Annotated in this window: 9 protein-coding genes; all 9 read left to right on the top strand. The window is 67.0% G+C overall.

Features of this window, described 5'->3' with window-relative positions; genetic code table 11:
• The first annotated feature begins 95 nt into the window (after positions 1 to 95).
• Positions 96 to 2,003, top strand: coding sequence for a translational GTPase TypA (gene typA / locus ACTWJ8_RS24875; protein WP_356374240.1), 1,908 nt, complete (start codon positions 96 to 98; stop codon positions 2,001 to 2,003).
• Between the two features lie 689 nt (positions 2,004 to 2,692).
• Complete coding sequence (locus ACTWJ8_RS24880; RefSeq protein WP_356374239.1) at positions 2,693 to 3,724, top strand: ABC transporter permease; 1,032 nt, start codon at positions 2,693 to 2,695, stop codon at positions 3,722 to 3,724.
• Between the two features lie 106 nt (positions 3,725 to 3,830).
• The gene (locus tag ACTWJ8_RS24885; protein WP_356374237.1) at positions 3,831 to 5,627 is read left to right on the top strand and encodes an ABC transporter substrate-binding protein; all 1,797 of its coding nucleotides are present in this window, start codon (positions 3,831 to 3,833) and stop codon (positions 5,625 to 5,627) included.
• Positions 5,628 to 5,740: 113 nt separating this feature from the next.
• Positions 5,741 to 6,718 carry an ABC transporter permease gene (locus ACTWJ8_RS24890; protein ID WP_356374235.1) on the top strand — a complete coding sequence of 326 codons (978 nt, stop codon included), beginning with the start codon at positions 5,741 to 5,743 and terminating at the stop codon, positions 6,716 to 6,718.
• A 10-nt stretch (positions 6,719 to 6,728) separates the two neighbouring features.
• Positions 6,729 to 7,790, top strand: a complete 1,062-nt coding sequence (locus tag ACTWJ8_RS24895; protein ID WP_356374233.1) for an ABC transporter ATP-binding protein — start codon at positions 6,729 to 6,731, stop codon at positions 7,788 to 7,790.
• A gap of 27 nt (positions 7,791 to 7,817) precedes the next feature.
• Positions 7,818 to 8,945: an ABC transporter ATP-binding protein gene (locus tag ACTWJ8_RS24900; RefSeq protein ID WP_356374231.1), complete on the top strand. Its 1,128-nt coding sequence runs from the start codon at positions 7,818 to 7,820 to the stop codon at positions 8,943 to 8,945.
• 171 nt (positions 8,946 to 9,116) lie between these two features.
• Positions 9,117 to 10,733: a peptide ABC transporter substrate-binding protein gene (locus ACTWJ8_RS24905; RefSeq protein ID WP_443260321.1), complete on the top strand. Its 1,617-nt coding sequence runs from the start codon at positions 9,117 to 9,119 to the stop codon at positions 10,731 to 10,733.
• A 36-nt stretch (positions 10,734 to 10,769) separates the two neighbouring features.
• Complete coding sequence (locus ACTWJ8_RS24910) at positions 10,770 to 11,693, top strand: ABC transporter permease (RefSeq protein WP_356374227.1); 924 nt, start codon at positions 10,770 to 10,772, stop codon at positions 11,691 to 11,693.
• Complete coding sequence (locus tag ACTWJ8_RS24915; RefSeq protein ID WP_356374226.1) at positions 11,686 to 12,609, top strand: ABC transporter permease; 924 nt, start codon at positions 11,686 to 11,688, stop codon at positions 12,607 to 12,609. Before ACTWJ8_RS24910 ends, ACTWJ8_RS24915 begins: the two co-directional genes overlap by 8 nt.

A 12,609-nucleotide genomic window follows, 5' to 3' on the forward strand; every position in this document is an offset into this window, starting at 1 on the left:
AGCATGGGGTGAGGCCGTGGCATGTCCAGCCCGGCAGGGCGCGCGTAAAGCAATGTACGCGCAGCCGACCACTCACTCCGGGAGTACGCCTCACTATGGCCACGCGCCACGACATCCGTAACGTCGCCATCGTCGCTCACGTCGACCACGGCAAGACCACCATCGTCGACGGCATGCTGAAGCAGGCCGGTGCCTTCGCCGCCCACCAGCTGGAGTCGGTCGACGACCGCGTGATGGACTCGAACGACCTGGAGCGTGAGAAGGGCATCACGATCCTCGCCAAGAACACCGCGGTGAAGTACCACCCCGCGGACGGCGCGGACCCGATCACGATCAACATCATCGACACCCCCGGCCACGCCGACTTCGGTGGTGAGGTCGAGCGCGGTCTGTCGATGGTCGACGGTGTCGTCCTCCTCGTCGACGCCTCCGAGGGCCCCCTGCCGCAGACCCGCTTCGTGCTGCGCAAGGCCCTCCAGCAGCGGCTCCCCGTCATCCTGTGCATCAACAAGACGGACCGCCCCGACGCCCGCATCGACGAGGTCGTCAACGAGACGTACGACCTCTTCCTCGACCTGGACGCGGACGAGGAGCAGATCGAGTTCCCGATCGTCTACGCCTGCGGCCGTGACGGCGTCGCCTCGCTGACCAAGCCGGAGGACGGCACGGTCCCGGCGGACTCGAAGAACCTCCAGCCGTTCTTCACCACGATCCTCGAGCACATCCCGGCCCCCTCGTACGAGGAGGACGCCCCGCTCCAGGCGCACGTCACCAACCTGGACGCCGACAACTTCCTCGGCCGCATCGCGCTCCTCCGCGTCGAGCAGGGCGAGCTGCGCAAGGGCCAGACCGTGGCCTGGATGAAGCGCGACGGCGAGATCCAGAACGTCCGCATCAGCGAGCTCCTGATGACCGAGGCGCTCACCCGCAAGCCCGCCGAGGTCGCGCGCCCCGGTGACATCTGCGCCGTCGCCGGCATCCCGGACATCATGATCGGCGAGACCCTGGCCGACCCGGAGAACCCGGTCGCCCTGCCGCTGATCACGGTCGACCAGCCCGCGATCTCCATGACCATCGGTACGAACACCTCGCCGCTGGTCGGCCGCGGCGGTGGCGGCAAGGGCGCCGACGCCAAGTCGAGCGTCAAGGACCGCAAGGTCACCGCCCGCCAGGTCAAGGACCGCCTGGACCGCGAGCTGATCGGCAACGTCTCGCTCCGCGTCCTCGACACCGAGCGCCCCGACACCTGGGAGGTGCAGGGCCGCGGTGAGCTGGCGCTGGCCATCCTGGTCGAGCAGATGCGCCGCGAGGGCTTCGAGCTGACCATCGGCAAGCCGCAGGTCGTCACCAAGGAGATCGACGGCAAGGTCCACGAGCCGGTCGAGCGCCTCACGGTGGACGTCCCCGAGGAGCACATGGGCGCCGTCACGCAGCTCATGGGCGTCCGCAAGGGCCGCATGGACAACATGTCGAACCACGGCTCCGGCTGGGTCCGCATGGAGTTCGTCGTGCCGTCCCGCGGCCTCATCGGCTTCCGCACGGAGTTCCTGACGAACACCCGCGGCACGGGCATCGCGCACTCCATCCACGAGGGCCACGAGCCGTGGTTCGGCACGCTGACGACCCGCAACAACGGTTCGCTCGTCGCCGACCGCGCAGGGTCGGTCACCCCGTTCGCGATGATCAACCTCCAGGAGCGCGGTGTGCTGTTCACCGAGCCCGGCACCGAGGTGTACGAGGGCATGATCGTCGGTGAGAACTCGCGCGCCGACGACATGGACGTGAACATCACCAAGGAGAAGAAGCTCACCAACATGCGCGCCGCGTCCGCGGACTCCACGGAGAACGTGGTCCCGGCCCGCAAGCTCTCCCTGGAGCAGTCCCTGGAGTTCTGCCGCGACGACGAGTGCGTCGAGGTGACCCCGGAGGCCGTCCGCATCCGCAAGGTCGTCCTCGACCAGAAGGAGCGCGGCCGCACCGCCTCCCGCGCGAAGCACAACTGACGCGACGACAGCTTCGGGCCCGGTATCCCCTCGGGGGGTGCCGGGCCCTTTGCGTTGCCGCTAGTCTGCACGCGGTCTACGCGCAGTGACCCCCGCGGTGACGCCGTCTCCCAACAACGGGTCAAAAACGTCTCGCGCGCAAGTGATTAAGTCCACGACGAAGTCCGGTATCCGGACGCCGATGGTCGATAGGTATGTAACACGTCCGTTTCGTGGCCCTCTATCTAGGATCCGTTTGTCCGGATTTTGGGAGAAGTACGCATCAGGTGTGATCGAACCGAGACCAAAAGAGTGTGGTCGCGACAGGCGCTGTGGCTAATAGTGGTCCGCGTAGAGCTCGGGTCAGAGGGTCACGCGCTAATGGGGAGCGAGGGCCCGCGAGCACACTGAGGCAGCGTCAACTCCGCCGTCAGGGGTGTCGGCTGGGTGGCGATCTTCTGCCTCCACTTGCAGTGAACGAAGTGACTCATGAGGAGGAACCCATGCGAGGTGCCGTCTATGCCCTGTGGGTCGCGTCGTCCAGTACGGCAGGTGTCGTCGATCCGGCGCTGCGACAGTTTTTGACAGTTCCTCAGGGGCTTCGCCCCCGTCGTTAGCCCTCTCGCGCGCTTCGAGTGACGTACGCCGTGCGACGGCCGCCGGACCGTTCCACTTCCGACGGTCTCCAATACCTGTGAAATGGACGAATCATGACAAGTCCAATCGAGATTGAGGGCGCCGAGACCTCTTCCGCCTTGGACAAGGAGAGCGCGCCGCAGGGCGACGCGAAGGAGCCCAAGAAGCTCGAGGGGCGCAGCCCCGGCCAGCTGATGTGGCGGCGCTTCAAGCGGGACAGGACGGGCGTCGTCTCCGCCTGGATCGTCCTGTTCTTCTTCGTGATAGCCGCGCTCGCCCCGGTCATCTGCAAGCTGTACGGCAAGGACCCGTACACCTTCTACGGCCAGGACGACCCGACGCTCCTCAACGAGTTCAACCTGCCGGCGGGCCCCAACGGTGGCATGTCGCCGGAGCACTGGTTCGGCATCGACCCGAACTACGGGCGTGACGTCCTCGCGTACCTGCTGTACGGCATGCGCACCTCGCTCTACACGGCGCTGGTCGCGACGATCGGCATGGTGATCCTCGGCGTGGTGATCGGCCTGGTGGCCGGCTACTTCGGCGGCAAGATCGACTACTGGCTCGGCCGGTTCACCGACTTCATGATGGCGCTGCCCAACCAGCTGTTCATGGTCGCGGCCATGCCCGTCATCGTCACGGTCTTCGTGGCCCCGGACGAGGAGACGCCGGTCTACGTCCGGTTCCTCGCCATCACCGGCATCATGTGGATGCTGACCTGGATGAGCCTGTCCCGCCTGGTGCGCGCGGTGACCATGTCGCTGCGCGAGCGGGAGTTCGTGGAGGCGGCGAAGGTCGCGGGCGCCTCGCCCTGGCGGATCATCCGCAAGGAGCTGCTGCCCAACCTGGTGACGCCGATCATCGTGCAGGGCACGTACCTGCTCCCCAGCACCATCCTCTCGGTCGCCTTCCTCTCCTTCGTCGGGGTCGGGTACCAGGACCCCACGCCCGACTGGGGCCTGATGTTCGCCACCGCGGCGAACATCTACGAGGTCGACCCGACCTACTTGTACTTCCCGGGTGTCGCCATGGTCGTCTTCTTCGTGGCGTTCAACCTCTTCGGTGACTCGGTCCGGGACGCCTTCGATCCCAAGACCGGACGCTGACCAGGCCTCACCGAGGGTCGCTGCCACCCGGGCGCCGGACCGACACAGCCGGATGCGTCAGGCAGCACACAAGGATCACTACTCACAGGCAGGTGGACTCAACTCCATGAGCATCCTTCGTTCGCGCACGGCGCAGGCGACGATCGTCGCCGCCGCTGTCGGCGCCCTCACGCTGACCGGCTGCAGCAGCGGCAGCAGCAACAACGACAAGACCGTGGGCAAGTCCAAGGAGGACGCGGCGGCTCAGGCCAAGCCGGTCATCATGGGCACCGCCGACCAGTCGAAGGGCCCGGCCGAGCCGGTCCCGGGCGCCAAGAAGGGCGGCACGATCCAGGTCTACCAGGAGAGCGACTTCTCGCACCTGGACCCGGGCCAGATATACGTCTCCGACGCCGGCCTCCTCTCCAAGCTGATCTACCGCGGCCTGACCACGTACACCGAGGGCGCCGACGGTCAGCAGACCGTCGTCGGTGACCTCGCCAAGGACGCGGGCAAGTCCTCGGACGGCGGCAAGACCTGGACCTTCGAGCTGAAGGACGGCATCAAGGACCAGAACGGTCACACCATCACGTCGGCCGACATCCGCCACTCCATCGAGCGCATGTACGACCCGTTCATCACGGACGGTCCGGCGTACATCCAGCAGTGGCTGTCCGGCTCGGGTACCTCCTACCGCAAGGCGTACCAGGGTCCGTACAAGGGCAAGCACCTGCCGAAGTCGGTCCTGGACACCCCGGACGACAAGACGATCGTCTTCCACTTCAAGGAAGCCCACACCGACGCCCCGCAGGCCCTGGCCATGGCGGCGTACTCGGTCGTGCCCGAGAAGACGGACACCAAGCAGAAGTACGACCAGAAGCCCGTCGCCACCGGCCCGTACAAGATCTCCTCGTACAAGCCGGGCAAGAGCATCCAGCTCGTCCGCAACGACAAGTGGGACGAGAAGACGGACCCGATGCGCCACGCCTACGTGGACGGGTTCAACATCGACTTCAACGTCTCCAAGGCCGACCAGACCAAGACGATCCTGGCCGACCGCGGTGAGGCCAAGAACGCCATCATGTTCACCGGCCAGAACGACGCCACCCAGCTGCAGAAGATCACGACCGACAAGAAGGTCATGAAGCGCACGGTGCAGGGCTACGCCCCGTACGTGTGGCAGCTGAACATGAACATGGACCGGATCAAGGACAAGAAGCTCCGTGACGCCATCTCCCTGGCGATCCCGGCCACCGCGGCCGGTCAGGCCGACGGCGGCAAGTACGGTGGCGACGCCGCCAACTCGCTGACGTCGCCCGCGCTTCCGGGCTACAGCGCGAAGGATGACATCTTCAACCGCAAGGGCAAGCCGAACGGCGACATCGCCAAGGCGAAGAAGATGGTCGAGGAGGCCGGCGCCAAGGGCAAGAAGCTCGTCTACGCCTACGCCAACACCCCGGTCCGCGTCACCCAGGCGAACCTGATCATCAACAACCTGGAGAAGATCGGTCTCGACATTCAGAAGAAGGAGATCGACAACGCCACCTGGTACGAGCAGATGGGCAAGGTCAAGAACGGCCTCGACCTCTACATGACCGGCTGGGGCCAGGACTGGGCCGACGGCAACACCGTCTTCCCGCCGACCTACGACGGCACGAACATCCAGGACGGTGGGTCGAACTACTCCCACCTGAACGACAAGCACGTGAACGCCGAGAGCGCCCGCATCCAGAAGATCGCGGACGCGGCCGAGCGCGCCAAGGAGTACCGCAAGCTCTCCAACTACATCTCCAAGGAGATCAACCCGGCCGCCCCGATCTACTACACCAAGGTGTTCCAGATCGCCGGCTCCAACGTCGGCGGCCTGCGCTACTCGACGGTCACCAGCTACACCGACCCGACGCGCGTCTTCCTCAAGAAGTAGTTCGCACAAGGCAGTTCCCGGGAGTGAGAGCGCGGCGGAGCTCTCACTCCCGGGCCGCCGCACAATCCCCTCCTGGTCTCCCACCGCCGCCGTCCTGAGAGCAGCTTTCTGCCATGCTTCGATTTCTCATACGCCGGACGTCTGGCGCAGCACTCATCCTCCTGCTGATCAGCGCCTTCACGTTCTTCATGTACTTCGCCATCCCACAGGACCCGGCGACGCTCGCGTGCGGCAAGAACTGCACCCCGGACGCGCTGGCGATCATTCACAAGAACCTGGGCCTCGATCAGCCGGTACCGGTGCAGTACTGGGAGTTCCTCAAGGGGATCTTCGTCGGCCGTGACTTCGCGGTGGGCCACTGCGACGCCCCGTGCTTCGGCGTCTCGTTCCGGAACAACCAGATGGTCTGGGACACGATCATGGACCGGCTTCCGCTGACGGTCTCGCTCATGCTCGGCGGCCTGGTCGTCTTCCTCGTCGTGGGCCTGGGCGCCGGTCTGCTGGCCGCCCGCTTCCGCGGCACCTGGATCGACAAGCTCTTCTCCGGCGCCTCCCTGGTGACCAGCTCGTTCCAGATCTACCTGCTCGGCCCGATCGTGCTGGGCATCTTCGTCTACAGCACCGGCTGGCTGAAGGCGCCCAAGTGGGTGCCGTTCACGGAGAACCCCGGGTCCTGGTTCATGGGCCTGCTGATCCCGTGGATCGTGATGGCGACGATCTTCACCGCCAACTACACCCGTATGTCCCGCTCCTCGATGATCGAGCAGCTCCAGGAGGAGCACGTCAGGGCCGCCAAGGCGAAGGGCATGAGCAGCCGCTTCGTGTTCTTCCGGTACGCGTGGCGCGGCTCGCTCATCCCGATCATCACGATCCTGGGCATGGACATCGCCTCGCTGCTCAGCGGCGGCATGGTCACCGAGCTGACCTTCAACCTCGCGGGAGTGGGCCGCCTGGCGAGGGACTCGGTCATCGGCAAGGACCTGCCGGTCCTCATGGGCGTAATGATCATCAGCGCCGCCTTCATCATCCTCTGCAATGTCGTCGTGGACGCCCTGTACGCCGTGATCGACCCGCGCGTGCGACTGTCCTAGGAGAACCCCCGTGACCACTCTCACCAAGCCCGAGGACGCCCCGGCCCCGACCGGATCCGACGCGTTCTTGTCGGTTCGCGATCTGCGGGTGCAGTTCTCCACCGAGGACGGCGCCGTCAAGGCGGTCGACGGCCTCTCCTTCGACCTGGAGCGCGGCAAGACGCTCGGCATCGTCGGCGAGTCCGGCTCCGGCAAGTCGGTCACCAACCTGACCGTGCTCGGCCTGCACAACAAGAAGAACACCAGCATCGACGGCGAGATCCTCCTCGACGGCAAGGAACTGCTCACCGCCACCGAGCCCGAGCTGGAGAAGCTCCGCGGCAACAAGATGGCGATGATCTTCCAGGACTCGCTGACCGCGCTCTCGCCGTACTACACGGTGGGTCGGCAGATCGCCGAGCCGTTCCGCAAGCACACCGGCGCCTCCAAGAAGGAGGGCCGGGACCGGGCCATCGAGATGCTGGAGAAGGTCGGCATCCCGCAGCCCAAGCAGCGCGTCGACGACTACCCGCACCAGTTCTCCGGCGGTATGCGCCAGCGCGCCATGATCGCCATGTCGCTGGCCTGCAACCCCGAGCTGCTGATTGCGGACGAGCCGACCACGGCCCTCGACGTGACGGTCCAGGCGCAGATCCTCGACCTGCTCAAGGACCTCCAGCAGGAGTTCGGCTCCGCGATCATCATGATCACGCACGACCTGGGCGTCGTCGCGAACATGGCCGACGACCTGCTCGTGATGTACGCGGGCCGGGCCGTCGAGCGGGGCAGCGTGCGCGAGGTCCTCAAGCAGCCCCAGCACCCGTACACCTGGGGCCTGCTGGGCTCGATGCCGCGACTGACCTCGGACATCGACGAGCCGCTGATGCCGATCCCCGGTTCGCCGCCCTCGTTGCTCAACCCGCCCTCGGGCTGCCCGTTCCACCCGCGCTGCGCCTTCACCGACAAGGTGTCGGGCGACCGCTGCTCGGGCGAGCGTCCGGTGCTTCCCGCGGGGCGCGGTTCCGCCTGCCACCTGACGGCGGACCAGAAGCAGCAGGTGTTCATCGAGACGATTCAGCCCCGGCTGGGCTGAGCAGAGACCGGCGACTGGGGCATGACCATGAGCGACAACAAGAGCAACACCACCACGGCGGTCGCCGACGCGATCCCCGGGCAGCGCGACCGCGTGGGCGAGCCGCTGATGCAGGTCCGTGGCCTGCAGAAGCACTTCCCGATCAAGGGCGGCTTCCCGATCCGGCGCACCGTCGGCGCGGTCAAGGCCGTCGACGGCGTGGACTTCGAGGTCTACGCGGGCGAGGCGCTCGGCCTGGTCGGCGAGTCCGGCTGCGGAAAGTCGACCACGGGCCGGCTCCTGACCCGCCTGTACGAGCCCACGCAGGGCACCATCACGTACAACGGCCAGGACATCAGCCACGCCAACCGCAAGCAGCTGGCGCCGATCAGGTCCGAGATCCAGATGATCTTCCAGGACCCGTACGCCTCGCTGAACCCGCGGCAGACGGTCGGCTCGATCATCGCGGGCCCGATGGAGATCAACGGGATCAACCCGCCCGGCGGCCGGGAGAAGCGGGTGCGCGAGCTCCTGGAGATCGTCGGCCTGAACCCGGAGCACTACAACCGGTTCCCGCACGAGTTCTCCGGCGGTCAGCGCCAGCGCATCGGCGTCGCCCGAGCGGTGGCCCTCGAGCCGAAGCTGATCGTGGCCGACGAGCCGGTCTCCGCGCTCGACGTGTCGATCCAGGCGCAGGTCGTGAACCTCCTCCAGGAGGTGCAGCGGGAGATGGGCATCGCGTTCGTCTTCATCGCGCACGACCTGGCCGTCGTGCGGCACTTCTCGCAGCGCGTCGCCGTGATGTACCTCGGCAAGATCATGGAGATCGCGGACCGGGACTCGCTCTACAACCGGCCGCGCCACCCGTACACGCACGCGCTGATGTCGGCCGTGCCGGACGCGGACCTCGACGCCGAGAAGCGGGAGCGGATCCGGCTCCAGGGCGACGTGCCCTCGCCGATCATGCCGCCGTCCGGCTGCCGGTTCCGCACCCGGTGCTGGAAGGCGCAGGACAAGTGCGCCACGGAGGAGCCCCCGCTGGTCCAGATCTCGGGCAACGCGGCGGGCCACCTCACGGCCTGCCACTTCCCCGAGGAGCCGACCATCGAGGGACGCGCGGAGGACATCGTCCTCGACCCGGCCCTCGCGGCCCTGGAGGACGACGACAAGTCCTGACCCGCTCCTCCCGACGCCCGGCCCGGTGACCCCACCGGCGCCGGGCTTCGGCATGTCGGGGGCACGGCGGGCCCCGGATGGGTGACCCAGCGGGCGTATCGGGCGCGGCGCGGTTCCAATGGCCCCAAGGCTCGTCCCCTTTGTCGTCGGATCGCCCTCTGGAGGACTTTGATGCGCCTCGGCCTGCGTACCGGCGCCCTGGCCGCCGCCCTGGTGCTGACCGTGCCGTGGCTCGCTTCCTGCGGCGCCACGGCCACCGAGTCGGGGATCGTGCGGGCCAAGTGGGGCGACCCGCAGAACCCGCTGGAACCCGCGAACACGAACGAGGTCAACGGCGGCAAGGTCCTCGACATGATCTTCCGGGGCCTCAAGATCTACGACCCCGAGACGGCCGAGCCCAAGTACGCCGTCGCCAAGTCCATCACCAGCGACGACGCGCAGAACTTCAAGGTCACCCTGAAGGACGGCTGGAAGTTCGCCGACGGCACCAAGGTCACCGCGCACTCCTTCGTGGACGCCTGGAACTACGCCGCGTACCTGCCGAACGCGCAGATCGGCGCCGACTTCTTCGGCTACATCGACGGCTACGACAAGGTCCACCCCGACAGCGGGAAGCCGAGCGCCAAGAAGCTCTCCGGGCTGAAGATCGTCGACGATCTGCACTTCACGGTGAAGCTCAATCAGAAGTTCTCGCTCTTCCCCGACATGCTCGGCTACGCCGCCTTCTCGCCGCTGCCGAAGAAGTTCTTCACCGACCACGACGCATGGCTGGAGAAGCCCTTCGGCAACGGCCCGTACGAGGTCACGAACTACGAGCGCGGTGGCCGCATGCAGCTGCGCCTCAACGACCAGTACAACGGCACCAAGCCCCGCAACAAGGGTGTCGACCTCCTCGTCTACACCGACGACAACACCGCGTACACGGATGTCGTCGCCGGCCAGCTCGACGTGACCGACGCCGTCCCCGCCGAGCAGCTCAGCAATCTCCACAAGGACATCGACAACCGGTACATCAACACCCCGGCCGGCATCATCCAGACGCTGATGTTCCCGATGTACGACAAGGAGTGGGCCACCGCCGACGCCCTCAAGGTCCGCCGGGGCATCTCGCTCGCCATCAACCGCGAGCAGATCACCGACAAGATCTTCCAGAAGACCCGGATCCCGGCGAAGGACTGGACGTCCCCGGTCCTCCGCGAAGAGGGCGGCTACAACCCGGAGATCTGCGGCGACCGCTGCGAGTACGACCCGAAGAAGGCGAAACAGCTGATCGAGGAGGGCGGCGGCTTCCCGCACGGCAAGCTCGTCCTCAGCTACAACGCCGACACCGGCAACCACAAGCAGTGGATCGACGCCATCTGCAACAGCATCAACCGCGTCATGGGCAACTCGAAGTCCTGCGTCGGCAACCCGGTCGGCACCTTCGCCGACTTCCGTACGCAGATCCAGAGCGGCAAGTTCACGGGCCCGTTCCGCAGCGGCTGGCAGATGGACTACCCGCTGATCCAGAACTTCCTGCAGCCCGTCTACACCACGGGCGCCCCCAGCAACGACGGCAAGTGGAGCGACAAGCGGTTCGACGCGCTGATCAACAAGGCCAACGCGGACCCGGACCCGAAGAGCGCCATCAAGGACTTCCAGGACTCGGAGCGGATCCTCGCCGAGCAGCTCCCCGCCATCCCGCTCTGGTACCAGAACGGCACCGCCGTCTACGGCACCCGCGTGCACGACGTGAAGCTCAACCCCTTCAGCGTGCCGGTCTTCGAGGAGATGACCGTCGATGACTGAGAACCACGACCGCTCGGGTGACGTGAGGGAGGTGCCGTGGGGCGCTATGTGATCCGACGGCTGCTGCAGATGATCCCGGTGTTCATCGGCACCACGCTGCTGATCTTCCTCATGGTCAACGTCATGGGCGACCCGACCGCCGCCCTGTGCGGCGACAAGGCCTGCGACCCGGCCACCCAGGCGGCGCTGCGCGAGCAGTTCCACCTCGACAAGCCGCTGGTGCAGCAGTACCTGATCTACCTGGGCAACATTTTCCAGGGCGACTTCGGCACCGCCTTCAACGGCGACTCCGTGGCCGACCTGCTGCTGCGCGCCTACCCCGTCACCATCAAGCTGACGTTCGTGGCGATCGTCTTCGAGATCGTCATCGGCATCGGCCTCGGCGTCATCACGGGACTGCGCCGCGGCAGGCCGATCGACACCGGCGTCCTCGTGCTGACCCTGGTCGTGATCTCCGTACCGACGTTCGTGACCGGCCTGGTCGCCCAGCTCCTGTTCGGCATGGAGTGGGGCATCGTCAAGCCTTCGGTGGCGTACGAGGCACCGCTCGTCGAGCTGATCCTTCCGGGCCTCGTCCTCGCGTCCGTCTCCCTCGCGTACGTGACCCGCCTGACCCGCACGTCCGTCGCCGAGAACGCCCGCTCCGACTACGTCCGCACCGCCGTCGCCAAGGGCCTGCCGCGGCGCCGCATCATCTGGCGGCACCTGCTGCGCAACTCGCTGATCCCCGTCGTCACGTTCATCGGCACCGACATCGGCGCCCTGATGGGCGGGGCCATCGTGACCGAGCGGATCTTCAACATCCGCGGCGTCGGCTACCAGCTCTACCAGGGCATCCTGCACCAGTCCTCGCCGACCGTCGTCGGCTTCGTGACCGTCCTGGTGATCGTCTTCCTGCTCGCCAATCTCGTCGTCGACCTGCTCTACGCCGTCCTTGACCCGAGGATCCGCTATGCCTGAGCCCGTCACCCCGGTCACCGTCGAGGCCCAGCTGACGCCGGGCACGCCCGAGGGCGGCGGCGCCGAGGGCCCCGCGCGCTCGCTGTGGTCGGACGCCTGGCGCTCGCTGCGCCGCAACCCGGTCTTCATCGTCTCGGCGCTGATCATCCTGTTCCTGGTGATCGTCGCGATCTGGCCGCAGCTCCTCGCGAGCGGCGACCCCAACGACTGCGACCTCGCGCACGGCCAGGAGACCTCCACCTCAGGCCACCCCTTCGGCTACGACGCGCAGGGCTGCGACGTCTACACGCGCACGGTGTACGGGGCCCGCGCCTCGATCACCGTCGGCGTGTGCGCCACGGCCGGGGTGGCGCTCCTCGGCGGCGTACTCGGCGCGCTCGCCGGCTTCTTCGGGCGCTGGGCCGACGCCCTGCTGTCCCGGGTCGCCGACATCTTCTTCGGCATCCCCGTCGTCCTCGGAGGCCTGGTCCTGCTGTCCGTGGTGACGTCGACTACGGTGTGGCCGGTGGTCGGGTTCATCGTGCTGCTCGGCTGGCCGCAGATCTCCCGCATCGCCCGCGGCTCCGTCATCACGGTCAAGGAGAACGACTACGTGCACGCGGCGCGCACCCTCGGCGCCTCCAACTCGCGCATCCTGTTGCGGCACATCCTGCCGAACGCCATCGCCCCGGTGATCGTCGTCGCGACCATCGCGCTCGGCACGTACATCGCCCTGGAGGCCACGCTCTCGTTCCTCGGCGTCGGCCTCAAGCCACCCGCGGTCTCCTGGGGCATCGACATCTCCAACGCCGCCCCGTACATCCGCAACGCCCCGCACATGCTGCTGTATCCGGCGGGCGCCCTGGCCCTCACGGTCCTCGCGTTCATCATGCTCGGCGACGCGGTGCGCGACGCCCTCGACCCCAAGCTGAGGTAG

This window comes from Streptomyces sp. SDT5-1, assembly GCF_052245995.1.
In the GTDB taxonomy this organism is placed as follows: Bacteria; Actinomycetota; Actinomycetes; order Streptomycetales; family Streptomycetaceae; genus Streptomyces.

Bases quoted from the DNA above. Each gene is read 5' to 3' on its own strand.
- ACTWJ8_RS24905 (WP_443260321.1), top strand. From the start codon at position 9,117: ATGCGCCTCGGCCTGCGTACCGGCGCCCTGGCCGCCGCCCTGGTGCTG.
- ACTWJ8_RS24900 (WP_356374231.1), top strand. From the start codon at position 7,818: ATGAGCGACAACAAGAGCAACACCACCACGGCGGTCGCCGACGCGATC.
- ACTWJ8_RS24885 (WP_356374237.1), top strand. From the start codon at position 3,831: ATGAGCATCCTTCGTTCGCGCACGGCGCAGGCGACGATCGTCGCCGCC.
- ACTWJ8_RS24890 (WP_356374235.1), top strand. From the start codon at position 5,741: ATGCTTCGATTTCTCATACGCCGGACGTCTGGCGCAGCACTCATCCTC.
- typA (WP_356374240.1), top strand. From the start codon at position 96: ATGGCCACGCGCCACGACATCCGTAACGTCGCCATCGTCGCTCACGTC.
- ACTWJ8_RS24880 (WP_356374239.1), top strand. From the start codon at position 2,693: ATGACAAGTCCAATCGAGATTGAGGGCGCCGAGACCTCTTCCGCCTTG.
- ACTWJ8_RS24915 (WP_356374226.1), top strand. From the start codon at position 11,686: ATGCCTGAGCCCGTCACCCCGGTCACCGTCGAGGCCCAGCTGACGCCG.